The sequence below is a fragment of the Leptospira interrogans genome (assembly GCF_900156205.1).
In the GTDB taxonomy this organism is placed as follows: Bacteria; Spirochaetota; Leptospiria; order Leptospirales; family Leptospiraceae; genus Leptospira; species Leptospira interrogans.
Genome location: NZ_FTNA01000001.1, coordinates 77,029 through 97,104 on the forward strand (window position 1 = coordinate 77,029; position 20,076 = coordinate 97,104).

Consider the following 20,076-nt stretch of genomic DNA (forward strand, 5'->3'; position numbering starts at 1 on the left):
GGGTTTTATGACTCTTTGTCCGTCTCGGAAAGCCTCGGAAAACAATGGCTTATGTTGTTACAGAACCTTGCAGAAATTGTAAATATACGTATTGCGCCGCGGTTTGTCCCGTAGAGGCTTTTCGAGAAGGAACCGATTGTTTATATATCGAACCTTCCGTCTGCATTGATTGTAATAAATGTAGACCGGAATGTCCGGTAGAGGCGATTTATCCGGATTATGAAGTCCCTTTTGTCTGGCGGGATTGGATCGAGGTAAACGCTCAAAAAGCGAAATGTTATCCTACGATTTTAGACGTAAAAATTCCTCTTAAAAAAGAGGGATGTATAAATCCCGAATATTAGAATATAAAGTTATATTATTTTTTTAAATTATCAAAGAAGTTTATCCATGGTTTATAAAGTTCAAAATTATACAAATCCTTCCTCTAAGGAACTGCTTTCTCTTTTAGAAAAACAAATTTTAGTCATAGATGGTGCAATGGGCACTATGATTCAAAGATTTTCCCTGCAAGAAGAGGATTTTAGAGGAGAGATTCTTAAAAATCACCTTCATCCTCTAAAAGGAAATAACGAACTTCTTTGTTTAACTAGACCAGACGTAATCGAATCGATCCATTTAAAATTTTTAGAAGCAGGAGCTAATATCGTAGAAACGAACACGTTCAGCTCCAACCAAATTTCTCAGGGCGATTATAAGACCGAATTTCTAGTCGCGGATTTAAACAAAGCCGCAGTCGTTTGCGCGCGTAATGCGATCACGAAGTTTCAAAAAACCAATCCTGATCATCCTTGTTTGATTGCGGGAGCGATCGGTCCGACTACTAAAACGGCGACTCTTTCTCCGGATGTAAATAATCCCGCGTTTCGTGCGGTGACATTTGACGATTTAGTTGCTACGTTTTATGAACAAGCACGTGCACTTGTAGAATCAGGTGTGGATCTACTTCTTCCGGAGACAAACATTGATACTTTGAACTTAAAAGCGGCGATCTTTGCGATCGAACAAGTATTCGAAGATTTGCAAGTTAGAATTCCGGTTTGTCTTTCCGTAACGATTACGGATGCCTCTGGAAGAACTCTTTCCGGTCAAACCGTGGAAGCGTTTTATAATTCCATTGCACATTGTAATCCTCTTTCCGTGGGAATTAATTGTGCTCTTGGGGCTGATGAAATGCGTCCTTATATTGAGGAACTGGCGAGAGTTTCACCCTGTTATATCAGTTGTTATCCGAATGCAGGACTGCCAAACGCATTTGGAGGATACGATCAAACTCCAGAAGAATTTGGAAAATATATTCAAGAATTTGCAAGTTCAGGTTGGTTGAATATTGCCGGGGGTTGTTGTGGAACTACTCCGGAACATATAGAAGCGGCTGCCAAGGCGGTTCGAGGGAAAAAACCTAGAATCCTTCCTAAAATAGAAGAGGTGACTAGACTTTCAGGGTTAGAACCTTTAAACATCACTCCCGATAAAGGATTTTTATTAGTAGGCGAAAGAACTAACGTTACTGGATCTCCTAAATTCAAAAAACTAATCATCGAAGGAAACTTCGAAGAAGCCGTTTCCGTCGCCTTACAACAAGTAGAAGCTGGGGCTAACATAATCGACATTAATTTCGACGAAGCCTTGTTAGACGGGGAAGCGTCTATGAGACATTTCTTAAATCTGATCGCAGGTGAACCGGATATTGCTAAGGTTCCGTTTATGATCGATTCTTCTAAGTGGAGCGTTTTAGAAGAGGGTTTGAAATGTATCCAAGGAAAGCCAATCTTAAATTCCATCTCTTTAAAAGAAGGAGAAGATAAGTTTTTAGAATATGCTAAAAAAATCCAGAGATACGGAGCTTCTGCGATCGTAATGGCATTTGACGAACAAGGACAGGCCGCAACCAAAGAAGATAAGGTTCGAATTTGCAAAAGGGCATATGACCTTCTGGTGACAAAGGCGAACTTTAGTCCGACTGATATTATATTTGATCCGAATATTCTCACTGTCGCAACTGGGATCGAAGAACATAATAATTACGCAGTGGATTTTATAGAAGCGGTCCGAGAAATCAAAAAACTCTGCCCGGGTGCAAAGGTATCGGGCGGTTTATCTAACGTTTCTTTTTCTTTTCGCGGAAACAATCCTGTTAGAGAGGCGATGCACTCTGTCTTTTTGTATTACGCAATCCAAGCGGGAATGGATATGGCGATCGTGAATGCGGGAATGCTTGCGGTATACGAAGAGATTCCCAAAGATCTATTAGAATATGTTGAAGATGTAATATTAAATAGAAGACCGGACGCAACTGAACGTCTTGTAGAATTTGCGGAAAGTGTGAAATCTACCGGAGACAAAACTGAAAAAAAAGAAGAAGCTTGGAGAGAAGGTACTTCTGTTGAGGAAAGGCTTTCTCATGCTCTAGTCAAAGGAATTGTAGAATATATTGATCAAGATACGGAAGAAGCTAGGCTTAAATATGGACGTCCGTTAACCGTCATCGAAGGTCCTCTTATGGACGGGATGAAGATTGTCGGAGAATTGTTTGGAGCCGGAAAGATGTTTCTTCCTCAGGTGGTAAAAAGTGCAAGGGTTATGAAAAAATCCGTGGCTTATCTATTGCCGTTTATGGAAGAAGAAAAAAACCAGATTGAAAATTCGACTGCTCGTCCTAAGTTTTTAATTGCTACTGTAAAAGGAGACGTTCACGACATCGGAAAAAATATCGTAGGTGTAGTACTTGCGTGTAACAACTATGAGGTGATTGATCTAGGTGTAATGGTGCCTCCCGATAAAATTTTAGAAGAGGCAAAAAAACATAACGTAAGTATAATCGGTCTTTCCGGTTTAATTACTCCTTCTTTGGATGAAATGGTTCACGTAGCGTCTGAAATGAAACGAATTGGTTTGGAAATTCCTTTGTTAATCGGAGGAGCGACTACAAGTTCCGCTCATACCGCGGTTAAGATTGCGCCCGTTTATGATCATCCAGTCGTACACGTAGTAGATGCTTCTCGGGTTGTAAATGTAGTGAACCAGTTGTTACATCCGGATTTACACGAGGCGTATTCTCAAAAGGTAAAAGAAGATCAAAAAATTGCTCGGGAAAATTATTTCAATACAAGAGCGGAGCGTAAATTGATCTCTTTGGAACAGGCTAGAGAAAATCGTGATCCAATTGATTGGTCTACGACCGTCATAGATAAACCCTCTTTTATTGGAATCAAGGTTTTTGATGAGGAAATATCTTTAGAAACGTTAGTTCCGTTTATTGATTGGACTCCTTTTTTTACTGCTTGGGAACTCAAAGGAAGGTATCCTGCGATCTTAGAAAGTGAAACGACTGGAAAACAAGCTAGGGAACTTTTTGCAGACGCACAAAAGTTGATGAAGACGATCATAACCGGGAAACTTTTTAGGACGAAGGGTGTTATTGGAATTTTTCCCGCAAATTCAGTAAGAGATGATATATTCGTTTATGAAGATGAGAATTGTTCCAAGTTGTTGACTGTATTTCATACGCTTCGTCAGCAGATTCAAAAACAAGATGAAACAGAACCTAATTATTGTTTGGCGGATTACGTAGCCCCGAAAGAATCCGGAAGAGTCGATTATATAGGTGGGTTTGCTGTCACTGCTGGACATGGAGTGGAGGAATTTGCAAAAGAGTTTGAAAATAATCAAGATGATTATAATTCTATCATGGCGAAAGCGTTAGGCGATCGTTTTGCAGAAGCGTTTGCGGAATACATGCACTATAAGGTTCGAAAAGAATATTGGGGATATGATAAGAATGAAAATCTTTCTCCGGAAGATTTGATCCGTGAAAAATACAGGGGAATTCGTCCTGCGGCGGGGTATCCGGCTTCTCCCGATCATACTGAAAAAAGAGCTCTATTCGATTTGTTACAAGTGGAAAAAAATACCGGGATCACTCTAACGGAACACTTTGCGATGTGGCCTGCAAGTTCGGTCAGTGGGCTTTATTTTGCGCATCCTAAGTCAAAATATTTTGCAGTGGCAAAGATCAACAGGGATCAAGTCGAGGATTATGCAAAGCGAAAAGAAATGAGTGTAGAAGTAGTAGAACGTTGGTTGGCCCCAAATCTATCCTATGATCCTCTTGCGGTTTCTGCGGTGCGTTAAAAAATATAAGGATCTGTTCGCGGCGGTTATCTTTTTTGATAAAGTAAAATTAAGTTGCGAATATCTTTTGAAAATTTGGATGTAATTTTTAGTCTAATTAAAAAAGTATGAGTCCAACGTTTTCTAATTCTTCTTCGGTGCACGATCACGGTCCCGTATATTCGGAGATTCGCAAAGCTACCGAGGAATTTTCGTTTCATCCAATGTTAATGTCCTGGCTTAGGGCGTCTCTGGAACTCCAAGGAAACGAAACCTTAAAAATTACCGAAATTGGTTGTACAGATCGTTCCTGTCCTGTAATAGAAACTTGTTTAGAAATTTATCATATAAATCAAAGCACAGAACCAAAACGTATGATGATTCGTTTTGGACGGGCAAAACATCTGATCAGTAAGATGGATCTTGTATTTTCTTTGAAAAAACAAGGTATTGTATCAATAAATTAGAAATCATTTATATTCTCCGTAGGTCGATGTAAAAGATTTGTTTTATAAAACCTAGATTTTTTCGTAAAAAATAAAATGTGGGAACTCTCACAAATTTAAATTTTACGGTGAAACCTTGAAATGTGGTAGTTCCCACAGATTAAGATTTTACGGCGTAATTTTTGAAAGTTCAAAATTCTCTTGGACTGGTTCGTAAAAATATAGGAACTCCTGCTCTAAGAAAAAAAAATTTCTATTACAAATGAACCCGAATTATATTACAACATGGTCAAGTTTTATCTATGTACATCGGATTGAACGATATGCCAATAACGAAAGAAATCTCAAAATGTTTTTTACTTAGAAGAAGTTTCCGAAAAACTATATTTGATTCCAAGAATTCCTTGAACGTCTTGCATCCATTGATGTTGTTCTCCTCCAAGTTGGGCTGCAATTGGAACTGGAACTCGAATCATACCTTCTAAACTTAAATTTCTGGATGAAAAAGAAATACCTGGATTTAGATAGTATTCGTAGGATTTCATACCGCGAAAATTATTTCCAGGTTCTCCATAACTTAAGCCCTTATCCTGGAATCGTTTGATACTGGAAAATTGAAGAAAGAAATTCATTTTAGAACTTTCTCCGATTTCTGGAAACACCGAGTAGTTGAATGCGATGGTGGATCTTGCTGATTCTAAAAATGCAAGGCCTGCTTGATTGCCGATCATTCTTGCATTAAAATCCATTTCTAATCCGGCGTGGCGTTTCATATAAAGAAACATAACTCCAGAACTATTTCCATTTTGAAAAGAGTTTGGATTCCAACTTGTTAAACCGAAACCAGGAATTTGATTTCTAGAATCTGTAATACGATCCATCGTTCTTTTTTCGGAGAAGGCTCCAGAAACCAGTTTGCCGTTTCGAGACGGAACATCGTTTGCAAAAATAGTTTCGGAAACTGGTAAAAATTGAATCTTTTCACTTGGAACTACGGAAAATAAAAAAGGTTGAAACATTCCGGAAAAAGAAAGCCCAGGAATTTGTATAAAATTAGTTTCTATTAGGTTTTTACCGGAAATAGAATTGTTTTCTGGTCCTAGTTTGAGTTCCATCGGGTCTTTATAGGGAATTGCAATTACTTGGAGATATTTTTGGCGATTGAGATCAAAATTGCGGGAAAGATGATAAGGTTCAAACGAACTGAACGAAGGATTTTCTACAGAAAAAATAGAAACTCCAAATAGAATCAAAAATAAAGACAGTATGAAGAATCTTTTTTTGTTCATAAAACGTTCTATCTGTAAGACTATGAAAATAAAACAGTACTGTCAGTATAAAATTGTAAAATAAAAAGATTTTTACCAGAATTCTCGAAGATAATCTATAAGGAAACGATCATGGAAACAAAAATTCAAAATTTTGGAGAATGTTCGATCCCTAGTCCGGCGGACTATGAATATTATACAAGTGATACTTCTAGATTGATATTCAGAACGGTATTTCAATCTAAAGAGGATTGGAATTCTTATGTCCAAGAAGGTCCTGATTTTTTCGAACAGGCTGGTCCTAGAGAAAAGATTTATTTTAATCCTCAAGAAGTAACTGCAGGGATTGTTACATGTGGGGGGCTTTGCCCTGGAATCAACGACGTGATTCGTGGAATCGTAATGGAACTTTACTATCGTTACGGAGTTTCCAGAATTTTAGGTTTTCCTTATGGGTATCAAGGTCTTGTAAAGAGATACTCTCATCAGCCAATTGAACTCACTCCAGAAAAAGTAGCGCATATCGTAGATGAAGGCGGATCTATGTTATCTTCTTCGAGAGGAAATCAATCTCCCGAAGAAATGGTGGATAGTCTTAGTTTTTATGGAGTGAAAATACTTTTTTGTATTGGAGGAGATGGAACTCTCAGAGGGGCTAGAACAATCGTGGATGAAATTGCAAAAAGGAAAGAAAAAATTTCCGTAGTAGGAATTCCAAAAACGATTGATAACGATATCAACTACGTACAAAAAACATTCGGTTTTTCTACTGCGTTTTCTAAAGCAATGGAAGCGGTAGAGTGCGCTCATGTGGAAGCAAAGGGAGCGCCGAATGGAATTGGGCTTGTAAAGTTGATGGGGCGTCATTCCGGATTTATTGCGGTCAACGCGGCTTTGGCTTCTAGAAATGTAAATTATTGTCTAATTCCAGAAGTGGACTTTGATCTATTTGGAAACGAGGCCTTTTTAGACGATCTCAAAAAAAGAATCCAAAAAAAAGGACACGCTGTTATCATTGTAGCAGAAGGAGCGGGTCAAAAATTTTTTGATTCTACGGAAGAAAGAGATTCTTCCGGAAATTTAAAACTCAAAGACATTGGACTTTTTCTAAAAGATACGATGACTGAGTTTTTTAAAAAGGAAAATATTCCGGTAAACATCAAATATATCGATCCTAGTTATATTATTCGATCAATTCCGGCTAACGCAGAAGATTCTGTATTTTGTGGTTTTCTGGCTCAAAATGCTGTACACGCCGGTATGGCGGGAAAAACGGATATGGTGGTGGGAATGTGGAATAACGTGTTTACACATCTTCCGATTTCAGTTGCAATTCAGGAAAGAAAAGTTCTACAGCCAGATCGAAGCACTCTTTGGAGATCACTTTTGGCTTCTACGGGGCAGCCGGCTCACATGTTGGCGAAATAGTTTTTGAATGAGTTCCCTTAAGCTTCCAATCGCTTGCGCATTGAATTATACCGAACTTATCTGAAACGATACTTTGGGATAAAAATTAACGGTACTCAATTTTATAGAAATTAGTTATACCGAATTTAAGTTAAAAAAACGGATCACAATTGTTTTCAATCAGTTTATAAAAATAGAATATGTTATATCACGTCTAGCTTATGGAAGTCGAATCATGAAAAGTGTATAATCGTCGTGAGGTGCTGCATCTCCTCGAAACGCGTCTGTAGTATCTATGATGAGTTCTTTTAAAGAGCCGAGAGCCATTTCTCCGTTTTGTTCGATGAGTTTGATCAAATTTTCGAGGCCATACATCTCATTGGATTCGTTCATCGCTTCGCTGACTCCATCCGTATAAAGAACCAATAGGTCTCCGGAGGAATAATCAATTTCATGTTCGTCGATTTCGGATTCTTTGATCCCGAGAGGCATTCCTTTACCGGAAAGACTAATTACCTTTTTTTCTTTGGTTTTATAAAGAATTTGCTCGTTGTGTCCTGCGCTTGAATAACGAATTTTTCGTTTTGCCATATTGATTCTTACAAGCATTACGGTGACAAACATAAAGTATCCGGATTTTTCCTGAATGATTCGATTGGCGCTCATCAAACTGATGCTAGTCGAAGAATTTCTGGCAACTTCTCCCGCTATGATCGTCTTGGAAAATTCCATAAAAAGTGCAGCAGCAATTCCTTTTCCAGAAACGTCTGCAATAAGAACACTTACTTCGTCCGGATTATGGTAAATCAGATCGTAAAAATCCCCACCGATTTCTCTAGAAGCTGTATAACTAGTTTCTAATTCTAATCCTTGGATTTTTTTAGGAATATTCGGTAAAGAATTCAATTGAATTTGAGAAGCGATCTGCATATCTCTATAAATCAAATTTAGTTTTTCCTTTTGTTCTTTCGAAAGTAGGGAATTATAGGCTTCTGCAATTTGATTAGAGATTGTGCTTAAAACGTTTTGATCTGCATTGTCAAAACTGTTTCCAGATTTTTTATCGGCCGCATTTAAAATTCCAATGATTTTTCCATCCAAACGAATCGGAACTGAAATAAAGGATTTTGTTTTGTATCTTTCGGGGCGAAACCAATCTTCTACCGTGGAGATATTTTGAACTAAAATCGGATTTCCAGTTTCGATGATTCTTTGGATTACTCCCTCCTTTTCATTGATAAAGTGTTCTTGATCTTCTAAACTAAAGCCGATACTTTTTTTGAGTTCGTATTTTCCAGTTTTCGAATTGAAAAAAACTAAAGAAACCCGTTCCGCATTCATTACTTCAGAAATTGAATTTACGATTAGATTCAAAAATTGATCCATTTCAGAAATATTTGAAATCGCCTGACTGAGTTGGAATAAACAATCTAGCTCGTTGGCTCTACTTTTTAAATCTCGAATTAGTCTTCTATTTCTGATCGCGATTGCGGCAAGATCAGAAAGATATTGAAGAATCTTAATATCTCTTTTCGTGAATTCATTTCTTTCGAGAGAATTGACGGCTTCCAAAACTCCTTGGATTTCTCCTTGGGTACTCATCGGGACACAGATAAGATTGTTGGTTACAAAACCTACCGTCTCGTCAATGTTTCTATAGATTCTAGGATCGTTTGCAGCGTCGTTTACGATTACGGGTTCCAGGGTTTCTAGAACCATTCCTGCAATTCCTTTACCTCTTGGAACTTTTAGTTCCGTTAAAGAATCTCCTTTGGTTCCTTTCGCAACGTTGAATACTAGACAGTCTTCGTTTTGATCATATAAAAGAAGAGAACAACCTTCCGTATTAAGAACGTCTTTTGTGGTTTCTATGATAATGCCGAGTAGCTCATCCAGATCATCGGTCGAATTGATTCTCGCCGTTATATCGGAAATTAAAGATAAGGATAGCTGCCTTTCACTCATATTTGTGGTGTGTTGATAGATGATTCTTTAAAAGAATTCGATCATTGGACACAAGAAAGTTTTATCTGTCAAGGAGTTTCAACGCTATGGTGCGGTTGAAAACTTAGGAAGAAAATAAAATCTACAAAGGGCCTTACTCAATGAATATGAATTTTTTTTGAAAATAAGAAAAACAAATTACGATTCGATCAAAGAGCCGATTCCTTGATCCGTAAAAATTTCAATCAAAATAGAATGAGAGACCCTTCCGTCTATGATATGAGTTCTACGTACTCCTTGATCAATTGCTGTTAGACAACATTCTACTTTGGGAATCATACCTCCTGAGATTTCTCCCTTACGAATATAATCTTTTACTTTATTTCGATTGAGTCCGGTTACTAATTGATTATCGATTAGAATTCCTTGAGTATCTGTAAGTAAAATCAATTTCTCTGCTTTTAGAGCACCAGCGATTTCACCTGCAAACGTATCTGCGTTGATGTTTAGACTTTCTCCTTCTGAGTTTTCAGCAACTGGAGAAATGACCGGAATGAAACCTGCCTTTTGAAGATTATGAAGGATTTCAGGATTTACGGATTCAATTTTTCCTACGAGTCCGACGTCAAAAAGTTGTTTTTCTTTTCCTTCCAATTCGATTTCGATTGGGGCCTTAGTTGCCTTTGCGAGGTTGCCATCTTTACCGGAAATTCCTACCGCTTTTCCGCCTTGAGAATTGATCAAAGAAACGATTTGTTTGTTTACCTTACCGGTCAAAACCATTTCCACAATTTCCATAGTTTGATTATCTGTAACTCTATGACCGTGAACAAATTCGGTTGGGATTTTCAAATTGTCCAAGAGTCTGTTGATTTCAGGACCACCTCCGTGGACGATCACTGGATGAATGCCTACGTATTTTAGAAGAACAATATCTTTTGCAAAAGATTCTTTGAGATCGGCTTTTGCCATTGCCGCCCCGCCGTATTTGATCACAACCGTTTTGCCCGAATACTGAGTGATATAAGGAAGAGCTTCGAGGATGTAATTGACTCTTTCCAAAAGTTTTTCCATGAGAAACAAAAGAATCCTTGTGTCTTTTCTGTCATCTAGAAATACGAATGTAAGTTCGAGGTTGACTTTGAAAAATCAGGAAACAACTAAAAAAGAAAATATTATTCTGACTGGAGGAAGTGGAGGTTTAGGAAGAGCCATCGTAAAGTCACTTTTATCGGAAGGTTATTCCGTAACGAATTTAGATATTCAATCTCCAAAAGAAATTTTTTCAGGAGAATTTTTTTTAAATGTGGATCTGACAAACGAACAAGATCTTACATATACACTTTCTAGATGGGAGAATTTGATTTCTTCTCAAAGTCAAAGTCCGTATGGTTTTGTTCATTGTGCGGGATACGGCGGACCTTATCATAAAATTACCGATGTCAGTTTAGAAGAGTGGGATAGAATTTTTTCGGTAAATATAAGATCTGCGTTTCAGATTGTGAAATTGATTCTTCCTAAATTCAAAAAATTGCAACTAGGTAGATTAGTATTTATTGCTTCATCTTTATCTATTGTAGGTTCTGCAAACTCTGTAGCATATTCCGCTTCGAAACATTCTTTGATTGGTTTTGTGAAATCTCTTTCTGATGAATGGGGTCCTTTTGGAATTACCTCGAACGCCGTAAGTCCTGGTTATATAGAAACTTCTATGGGGATTCAAGAAGATCAAGTTCCAGACCATAGAAATAAAATCATTCAAATGACACCTATGCGTAAGATTGCATCTACTTACGAAATCGCAAGGGTAGTTTCTTTTTTGTTGAACAAGGAATCTTCTTATATCAACGGTGCCAATTGGACTGTTGATGGAGGTATTACTGCAATTTAAATCAAAGATTGTTGTTACTACTTAACGTGAGTTCGACGTAAAAAACCGGACCGGGCTCTCAGCTATGGTTAATAAATTGTATATAGAAAACATAATACAACAATTGTTTTTGTTTCAATTTAGAACGCGATTTGTAGAGGGCCATAACCAACCCCCACAAGTTGAATAGGATTTTAGAATCAAAATGAACTCAACAGAACGGGCTTTCTATGGATCGCTGTTCTGGGCTCAAAAAGGCACATTTTTCAAGTGTTCCAACAAGAATGAGTCTTCTTCTTGCAAAAAGTATGTTTTTCTGATAGAGAAAAATTTTCCGTCCCACCCAAAAATAGGGAAAACTCAACACAATGCTTTCTATGGGTCGCGTTGTGGGGTTGGTTATGGTAAAGGGCGTTCTGCTGAGTTCTCTCGCATCGATCCCTTTCGCTTTATACCGAATTCATGTTTCTAAAAAAAATTAAAATCTAAACTTGTGGATCGAATTCTAAAATGTAGGAACTACCACAAATATTGATTTTATAGATTTACACTGAAAATGTAGGAACTCATACTTAGAATTTGTTCTGAAATTTCGAAAGTTATAAACGAATGATTCTTTAGAAATTTTTAATCAAATGCAGTAGTTCCTACAAATTAAGTCCCATTTAACGGTTTGCAAACTTTCAAGTAGTTCTAATGTCGTTAAATTTTTATAGTAGTTCACACATTTTTGTGAAACTCAATCTCACTTCCTATGGGTCGTTCTGCAGGTCGTTCGAAGTAACTCAGCAAACACCTCTCTAAAGTAGGTGTTTAGGTTTTTGGGCAGGCTCTAAATAGAATTATAGAAATCGTTTTATATGAACATAAGTTTATGGAATAGAATAAAAAAGTAGTAGTTCCTACATTTTGAAACAACTATAGAATTTAAAACAATGTAATCAGTTTTGAAATCGACTTAGGATTTAGAACTACTAGATTTATCCAATCCGAAAAAAAGATTTCGTAATTTAGTTTGTTCTTCAGAAAGATGATCTTCCAATTTCAATTGGCTCGTTTGGAATCGTTTGGAAAGTTTCATTTTACGTTTGAGAATTTTACCCCTTCTCGAAATTAAAAGTTCTATCTTTTCTCCCGCTTTGCACTGTTTTAGAAGATCCTTTCTGTTTCCGGAATGAATCCTAATCCCATTCAAAGCGATCCATTCGTCTCCTAAACTCAGATCTACGGAAGTGTCTAAAAACTTCCAATCGATTTTATTGATAAAAAGATAACCTCTTTCATCTCTAGTTCCAAAACCAAGTTCTATTCCAGGATTGGAATCTAATCGTTTAACACCAATTTTGTGAAGATATTTTTCGATCGGAATTGAAACCGGTTTATCCAGATAATCTCCAAATTCTAATTTTAGATCAATTCCAGTGCGTTTTTTTGCGGCTTCAAAAAATTCAATTTTTGTAAAACCTCTATTTTTGCCTATGTGAAAGGATTGATAGACTTCGTTCATCACGTCTAAAAGAGAATGTTTTCCGAAGGTTTCTGATAAAAGATGAAGATTCATAGCGAGGGCTAAGATCCCACCTTTGACATAATAAGAAATTCCTGTGTTATTGGCGTTAGGATCATTCGGACGGTTGTAAAATTTAGTCCAAGCGGTAAAAGAAGAATCTTCAAGGCTCATCCAAGACTCTCCTTCCGATTTTTCTAAACTTTGTAAGTCTTCCATAACTTTTACAAGATAGGATTCCGGATTGAGATGTTTGGTTTTAACTAAAAAATACGCGTCATAAAAGGAAGTAATGCCTTCCGCGATCCATAACTCTTTTGTCAAACTAGGTTTTTGATAATCAAAAGGCCCCAAAGCAATTGGGCGAATTCGTTTAACGTTCCATAGGTGAAAGTATTCGTGGGATAAAAGTTCTAGAAGTTTTAAGTATCCATCTTTCGAAACGGCTTTCAAAGGATCATACATATTTACGGAAGAATTTAGATGTTCTAAACCTCCGTAGGCCCCTTCTGAAAGAATTAAAATAAACAAATAACGAGTGTTTGGTGAAACTCCCATACAACGAATTTGTTCCGCTGTGATTTTCTGGAGATCTGAAATTAAAGTTTTTTGAATGGACTTAGGTAATTCTCCCTCGAATACAATCTCATGATCACATCCTCCTGATTGAAAAGAGATCTCTTCTCGATTGGACAATAAAATAGGCGTGTCTAAAAATTCGTCTAAATTTTTAGAAAAACGTTTTTTACCTTTGCCGTTTAAACCAGAATGACAAAAGTCAAATGGAAGATCATTTGAAATTTCTAATGTAATTTCCGAAACTACTTGGTCTTTTGGATATAAAAATAAAGCAGGTGGATGTAATATACAAAACTCTGTTGTAAAATAATTAGAACGAACCGAATAATCGTAGCCGTAAACCACATAACGCAAATGAAAGGATTTTCCTTCATTTTGAATTTTCCAAGAGTCCAAGCCGATTTGTGAAATTTCTAAATTCTTTCCATTTTTCCCAAAAGTAGAGGCTTCTAATTTATGAATATGTCTGGAATAATCTCGAACCATATAAGATCCGGGAGACCAAACGGGTAGACAAAAAACGGTTTCGTTTTGAGAGGACTCTACCTCCAATTCGACTTGAAGATAGTGTCCCGTAAGTTGATATTCTTGAATTACAAAATGGAGTTTATACAATGGATTTGGAAATCTCTTGGAGAGTATCTTGTACCGTAGTTGTTGGGTCAACTTTTCTCCAAACTTTTTGGATTTTCCCATCTGGAGAAACTAAAAAGGAATCTCTAGAAAGTCCTTTGAAAACTTTTCCTTTCCATTCTTGATCGCCATAAACTCCCAACGCTTCACTGAGTTTATGATCTGGATCCGATAAAAGAGGGAAGTTTAATGAATACTTTTGGATAAATTGTCCATGAGAATCTAGAGCATCTAGACTGATTCCATAAACTTTTGCCCCTATCTTTTTAAATTCTCCCATATTGTCTCGATAGTTGCAGGCTTGTTTGGTGCAGCCTGGAGTGTCATCTTTGGGATAAAAATAAAGAAGGGTCCAAGAGCCTTGAATATCTTCCGGAAGTTTTACTCTTTTGCCTTCTGTACTTTCTAAACTGATCTCGGGAAGGTTGGTTCCTAATAATGGATCTGACATTTCAATTTCCTCCAAAGTGAGAATGTAGAATACAATTGATTTTCCGAAATAGTGGAAAGATCATATCAAAGTTTTGAATAAAAATGTTGAAAATTAGACAACCTCGACTTCTAATTTATATACTTTTCTATTAAAAATCACATTTTCTCAAACGGAAAACATTTACTTTGAAAACGATTCTATTCTTTTTTTGTGTAACCATACCTTTTTGGATCCTTGCTGAAAGTCAAGATTCTTGGAAACCGATTGATTTGAGAAAAGGAAACTGGATTGCAGTTGAGGGTTTTCAAAGAGAATATCTAAACGGAATCGATTCTACTTTTTCGAAATCTAAAAAAATTTCTCACTTTCCAGTTGTTTTAAACGAAATTTTCGAAACCTCAGTTGAAACCGGTTTGAAAGAATATACTCTGCAAACCAGATTTCACATCCAAGAAGATTTTCAAAAAACAAAAGTTTATAAACCGATTTTTTTGTATTTAGAATCCATCGGAGAAAATTGGGAAATATTTTTAAACGATCATTCTTTAGCTCAAGAAATTCATTTAGATATTTCTCACAAAGAAATGATTTTAAGAAGAACGATTCGTAGTTTTCGTCTTCCCGTAGATTCTAGTCTTTTAAGATCCGGGGAAAACCTTCTAACGTTTCGTTTGATTGGAGACGCTCCCGCTTCGTTTTTATCTAAAAACGTGGATTTAGGTTTTTATATAGATGGAGACTATTCTCTTACCACCGAACAGAAACTTTCGGGCGAAATTTCCACTTTAATCAATCTTTGTCTGAATACGATATATGTCTTTTTTGGTTTTTATCATCTTTTGATCTATGTAAAAAGAAGAGAAGATTTATATAATCTCTATTTCGGAATCTTTAGCGTTTTTATGGCGTTATATTCTCTTTCAAGATCTAATATTGCGTTTGAAGTGATCTACGATACTACTTGGATTACAAGAATTGAATATTCTTCGGTTTCTCTTCTGGCTCCTTTGTTTCTTTTGTTTATGCAGGATTATTTTTATGGAAGGGCAAAGTTTTCAAAAGTACTATTTGCAATTTTAATATTAAACGTAGTGATTGCTTTGACTACATTACTAGAGCCGTTTCGTTATACTATGACAAGTCTGAGACTTTGGCAGATTTCAATACTTCCTACTCTTGTTTATCTACTTTATTTTATGAGTAAGGCGGTTTATCTTCGTAAAAAAGACGCCATTCTTCTTGCGACTAGCATGTTCACCGTAGTTTTTATCGCAGTCTACGACGTGATCGATTCTATATTTTTTCAATCTGGAATTCGTTTTACTCAGTTTGCTTATTTTCTTTTTGTAGTCGCGTTGACTACCATTTTAGCTAACAGATTCATATCTTTGTATCGTCAATCCGAAGACTTAAACATAGAACTCAGTCAGCAGAAGTTAGAATTAGCACGACAAAAAAACGCATTTTTTCGTTTTGTTCCAGTTCAATTTTTAAACGTTCTTGGAAAAAATTCCGCAGTGGAAGTGAATCTAGGAGATTCAGTTCTGAAAGAGATGAGCGTTTTATTTACAGACATTCGTTCTTTTACTACAATTTCGGAACAGATGACTCCGGAAGAAAACTTTCGTTTTATCAACGACTATTTGGCGAGTATGGAACCTGTCGTTCAAAGGCACGAAGGTTTTGTAGATAAGTTTATGGGGGACGGGATTCTTGCTTTGTTTTCTGGAGATGGGGAAATTACACGTTCTCATCAAACGTCTGCGGATAAGGCAATCCTCGCCGCAATCGAAATGAAAAAAAAAGTTCAAACAATCAATGCACAAGCGAAGGATTCTCACTTTAGAGGATTAAAAATAGGCATTGGAATCAATACTGGAAATCTAATGCTTGGAACCGTGGGGAGTCGATCTAGATTGGATACGACCGTTATCGGAGATACGGTGAACGTGGCCTCTCGTTTAGAAAGTTTAACGAATCTCTATCGCGCAGACATACTAATTACTAAGAGTACACTTTCTGCAATGACCATCGCAGATAATCTTGCGATTCGTGAAATTGATTCTGTCGTAGTAAAAGGAAAAACTGACCCGATTATCATTTATGAGATTTATGAAGCAGATGAACCTCTTATACGAAAACTGAAAGACGCGACTTTATCTTTAATTACGAGAGGAATCATTTTGTATAAAGTAGCCGACTTTCAAGAAGCTCTAATTAACTTCGAACAAGCACTTAAGATTTTTCCGGAAGACATCGTTCCAATTCTTTATCGTAAACGATGTCAGGAATATATCACCTCCCCTCCGATTGGTAATTGGGTTGGCGTACAACATCTTTTAGAAAAATAAAAGATTCATTTAATGGTGAAGAGGCACAGCAATCGAAATTTGCGATCTAACATCTGAATCGTATGGGTAAAGATTTAATAAGGTGGAATTTATACCTGTGCTTTCTATAGAAGCTCCTTTGGATAATTGGTAACTCTATGAGGTCCATTTTTGAAACAGAAAATGAGTTAATACCATTGAAACAATAATTGAAAACCAAAGAGTTTTGAGTTAGCAAAGCGTTTTTTACTGTTGCAGAATTCAAGTTATTTTCTGTTATCCGAAAAAAACATTTCAAAGTTTTTATCTTTTAAAATAAAATTTGTAGTATCTACATTTTGTGCGAAAATGTCTCCAATGCCTGTTTCTAAAATAATTAATAATATTATATTTTTTTAATGTATATTTCAATGTTTTAAAAAAGTAAATTTATAATTAAAATATAATATAAGTAGATCATTTTTTCGAGAATTTGTATGCCGTATTGACAAATATTCGTTTTAGTTCATTATAAACCTAACCGAGTTTAAATGATTTACTATTCATAAAGTACCTAATATTTTGCATGGGCTAGCGTTTTGTGATAAAATTAACTGTATTCAATTTTATAGAGATCAGTAATTCGAAGTATAAAAATGGTACTAAAAACGAACTGATAATTTTACCAAAGACGTGGAAGTGCTCAAAAAATTAAGCCAGCCTAGTAATTGACTTTTGCATTCTAACTTTTAAAATAAGTTCGCACTACCGTTTTCATTCATCTGACTAGTAGTTAGGTAAAGTTATGCGTCTTTTCGAAAAAAATGATTAGAAATAAGATAATTTGAGAAACCTTTTTTATTTCTTAAGTTATAGAAAATAGACTTTATTAATTTAAATATGAGCACTTTATAACGTTGCAGTTTTTTAGAATCGATAGTTCTGTAAAAAGATAATCAGACAAATCGCCGAAAATTATAGGGATCTCAAGATATTTCAATTTAGAATTCTTTGAATTTTTTATGTGTTTGAAGAAAGTTTATATTTTTCATAAACAATCGTTGCCAAAGTCAGTTCTTTCGTAAAGATTGGTGATGCGACATTACTTAGGAGATGTCCAAGTCCTATGTTTTTTCGGAAAATACAATCATGGGTTTTGAATTTTCTGGGACGGTATCAATTTAGAATGAGGAAAAACTAGTCTATGATTTCTTACACAATCTATAAAATGATTCACATTTTTGGAATCTTTTTGCTGTTTATGGCGCTCGGGGGAGTGACCCTACACGTGTTAAACGGTGGTACGAAAGAATTCGCCAATCGTAAAATGATAGCGATTACACATGGAATTGGTCTTTTTTTAATTTTGTTAGGTGGATTTGGAATGCTCGCAAGGCTTGGAATCATATGGCCTTGGCCCGGTTGGATAGTTGCAAAATTTATAATCTGGTTGGCTTACGGTGGACTTTTGACTTTGGTTTATAAAAAACCTACTTTGGGAAAAACGTTTTGGTTTGGTTTTCCTCTGTTAGGGCTTCTTGTGGCTTATATCGTAAGCTATAAACCGTTTTAATTTTTAAATAAGTTTAATAACAAGATCTATAAGGAGTAAAAAATAAATGGCAAAAGCATCTAAAGCTAAGACCACTTCTAAGATAAAAAAAGATACTTCAATCAAATCCATTTCGGATTTTTTAGGTTCAAGAGATTTGCCACATCCGGTGGATCGTCTGGAAGACGTTCGTAAAAGGGCCCGCAAATTTAGAGAAAAGATGCTTTCCGGCCCCCAAGTGGTATTCTACAGATCCTATGATTTAGTCAGGGTTCCTTATCCAACACGTTATGCACTTTTGAACGCTTATAGTCTTCCAACTCCGTATATGCACATTCTGAATCGATTGTTTATCGTTCAGTACAAAACTTCAGACGGAATTAAAACTCTTTTATTTTCTCCTTCCGATATAGATGCAAATGCAGAGACTCCTTTTTTTAAAAGGCTCGCTGGAAGTTTTGGACCGTTTCAATCCATAGGTAAAAAGATCATCGCTCCGATTTTAAACACTGTAGAAGAATGTTTACAAGACGCCGGGATTTCTCCTGAAAAAGTTGATTATATTTCCTATGATCATCTACATACTCAAGACATTCGTAAATGGTTAGGGGCAAATGGAGAAAGGGGATATTTTCCAAATGCAAAACTTTTAATCATGAAAAAAGAATGGGATTCTGTTCAAGGGCTTCTTCCTCCTCAGTCTGATTGGTATTGTCCCAATGGAACTGGAGGAGTTGCAAGTGACCGTATTTTGGTGTTAGACGGAGACGTAGAGCTTGGTCAAGGAATAGCTTTGATCAACACACCAGGGCACACTGCGGGTAATCATTCTCTTGTCGCTCATACTCCTGAGGGAATTTTTGTTTCGAGTGAAAACGGAGTTAGCGCGGACAGTTATTCTCCGTTAAAGTCTAGGATCCCAGGTGTAAAAAGATTTGCAAAAGCAACTGGTATGGAAGTCATATTAAACGGAAATACTCTCGAAATTGGATTGGAACAGTATATTTCTATGGTTCAAGAAAAGGAAATGGCTGGTGTATCTTCTAGAAATCCTGATTTTTATAACGTTATGCCATCTTCGGAGATGACAAGTTATTGGTTGTTTCCGGGAACCGCTCCCACATTTAGTTTTGGAAGATTATCTTTTGGTTCCCCCATAACCTAAATTAGGAAAAAAGAATATGATTTTATTTATCACTGGATGTGCAGGCGGGCTTGGAAAAAAAATAGCAGAGGAAGCATTTGCAGCTGGACATTCGATTTTGATTACTGACATCAACGAGAAGGAACTTAAAAAGTTTGCGGCTCCTTGGAAAAATGAAAAAGATAGAGTGATTGTTTCCAAACTAGACGTAACTTCTCCCAGCGATTGGAAAAAAGTAATGGATCTTGCGATTAAAAAATGGGGGAAGATCGATGTACTTTTGAACGTTGCTGGTTATCTTTTACCGGGTTATATTTATGAGATCCCTGTAAATCATATTGATCGTCATATAGACATCAACGCAAAGGGTGTTATGTATGGAACTAGAGAAGCTGCCACCAGAATGGTAGCGGCCAGATCGGGACATATAGTAAATATTGCTTCCTTGGCGGGAGTGGCTCCTATTTCCGGAATTTCCTTATACTCTACTTCAAAATTTGCAGTGAGGGGCTTTAGTCTTGCGATCGCTCAAGAATTAAAAGAAAAGAACGTTCACATAACCGTTGTTTGTCCGGATGCAATTAAAACTCCAATGTTAGATTTACAAAAAGATTATGAACAAGCTTCTATGACTTTTTCGGGAAATACATTTTTAACTGCGGAAGAGGTTTCTAAAATCATTCTGGGTAAGGTTTTAAGTAAAAAACCTCTTGAAGTTTTGATTCCAAGTAGCCGGGGGATTCTTGCAAAGATCGGAAATTTTTTTCCAGCAACAGCGTTTATTTTAGGTCCGATATTGCGAAAAAAAGGTTTAAAAAAACAATCCTCTTATACGAAAGATAATGGTTAGAAAGCGGAAAATTAAGAAGAA

General features: G+C 36.4%; 14 protein-coding genes. 9 read left to right on the forward strand and 5 right to left on the reverse strand.

From position 1 onward, the window contains the following. Window positions 1-44 precede the first annotated feature (44 nt). The 3 genes from BW942_RS00375 (at window position 45) to BW942_RS00385 (ending at window position 4,580) form a co-directional block, all read left to right on the forward strand. Complete coding sequence (locus BW942_RS00375) at window positions 45-344, forward strand: ferredoxin family protein (protein ID WP_000332230.1); 300 nt, start codon at window positions 45-47, stop codon at window positions 342-344. Between the two features lie 46 nt (window positions 345-390). Continuing rightward, window positions 391-4,134: a methionine synthase gene (gene metH, locus BW942_RS00380; protein WP_000262613.1), complete on the forward strand. Its 3,744-nt coding sequence runs from the start codon at window positions 391-393 to the stop codon at window positions 4,132-4,134. Between the two features lie 107 nt (window positions 4,135-4,241). Next, window positions 4,242-4,580, forward strand: a complete 339-nt coding sequence (locus BW942_RS00385; RefSeq protein ID WP_000075289.1) for a hypothetical protein — start codon at window positions 4,242-4,244, stop codon at window positions 4,578-4,580. Window positions 4,581-4,915: 335 nt separating this feature from the next. Here the strand turns inward: BW942_RS00385 and BW942_RS00390 are convergent, their stop codons facing one another. Then, the gene (locus BW942_RS00390) at window positions 4,916-5,848 is read right to left on the reverse strand and encodes an LIC_20087 family outer membrane protein (protein WP_001036162.1); all 933 of its coding nucleotides are present in this window, start codon (window positions 5,846-5,848) and stop codon (window positions 4,916-4,918) included. A 111-nt stretch (window positions 5,849-5,959) separates the two neighbouring features. On the opposite strand from BW942_RS00390, the gene BW942_RS00395 reads away from it, so the two are divergent. Then, window positions 5,960-7,255 (forward strand): ATP-dependent 6-phosphofructokinase, encoded by a 1,296-nt coding sequence (locus BW942_RS00395; protein ID WP_000448293.1) that lies wholly within the window; start codon window positions 5,960-5,962, stop codon window positions 7,253-7,255. 198 nt (window positions 7,256-7,453) lie between these two features. On the opposite strand, the gene BW942_RS00400 is transcribed toward BW942_RS00395, so the two are convergent. Together BW942_RS00400 and argB are read right to left on the reverse strand one after the other, a co-directional pair. Further along, complete coding sequence (locus BW942_RS00400) at window positions 7,454-9,199, reverse strand: GAF domain-containing SpoIIE family protein phosphatase (RefSeq protein WP_000004123.1); 1,746 nt, start codon at window positions 9,197-9,199, stop codon at window positions 7,454-7,456. Window positions 9,200-9,376: 177 nt separating this feature from the next. After that, a complete protein-coding gene (argB, locus tag BW942_RS00405) occupies window positions 9,377-10,222 on the reverse strand; it encodes an acetylglutamate kinase (protein ID WP_308859310.1) in 846 nt (281 codons plus the stop codon). Window positions 10,223-10,319: 97 nt separating this feature from the next. Between argB and BW942_RS00410 the strand changes: the two genes are divergently transcribed. Then, window positions 10,320-11,069, forward strand: a complete 750-nt coding sequence (locus BW942_RS00410) for an SDR family NAD(P)-dependent oxidoreductase (protein ID WP_001968389.1) — start codon at window positions 10,320-10,322, stop codon at window positions 11,067-11,069. A 937-nt stretch (window positions 11,070-12,006) separates the two neighbouring features. Here BW942_RS00410 and BW942_RS00415 read toward each other — a convergent pair. Both BW942_RS00415 and bcp read right to left on the reverse strand, forming a co-directional pair. Further along, a complete protein-coding gene (locus BW942_RS00415; protein WP_000277382.1) occupies window positions 12,007-13,749 on the reverse strand; it encodes a M61 family metallopeptidase in 1,743 nt (580 codons plus the stop codon). After that, on the reverse strand, window positions 13,742-14,218 hold the full coding sequence (gene bcp / locus BW942_RS00420) for a thioredoxin-dependent thiol peroxidase (RefSeq protein WP_001283178.1): 477 nt from the start codon (window positions 14,216-14,218) through the stop codon (window positions 13,742-13,744). The genes BW942_RS00415 and bcp overlap by 8 nt, the downstream gene beginning before the upstream one ends. Before the next feature lie 167 nt (window positions 14,219-14,385). Between bcp and BW942_RS00425 the strand changes: the two genes are divergently transcribed. From BW942_RS00425 to BW942_RS00440, 4 genes are all read left to right on the forward strand, one after another. Beyond that, a complete protein-coding gene (locus BW942_RS00425) occupies window positions 14,386-16,551 on the forward strand; it encodes an adenylate/guanylate cyclase domain-containing protein (protein WP_000849130.1) in 2,166 nt (721 codons plus the stop codon). 1,162 nt (window positions 16,552-17,713) lie between these two features. Then, window positions 17,714-18,082, forward strand: coding sequence for a SirB2 family protein (locus tag BW942_RS00430; protein ID WP_000626856.1), 369 nt, complete (start codon window positions 17,714-17,716; stop codon window positions 18,080-18,082). 46 nt (window positions 18,083-18,128) lie between these two features. Further along, complete coding sequence (locus BW942_RS00435) at window positions 18,129-19,226, forward strand: MBL fold metallo-hydrolase (RefSeq protein ID WP_001029784.1); 1,098 nt, start codon at window positions 18,129-18,131, stop codon at window positions 19,224-19,226. Window positions 19,227-19,242: 16 nt separating this feature from the next. Beyond that, a complete protein-coding gene (locus BW942_RS00440) occupies window positions 19,243-20,055 on the forward strand; it encodes an SDR family NAD(P)-dependent oxidoreductase (RefSeq protein WP_000600052.1) in 813 nt (270 codons plus the stop codon). Window positions 20,056-20,076 lie beyond the last annotated feature (21 nt).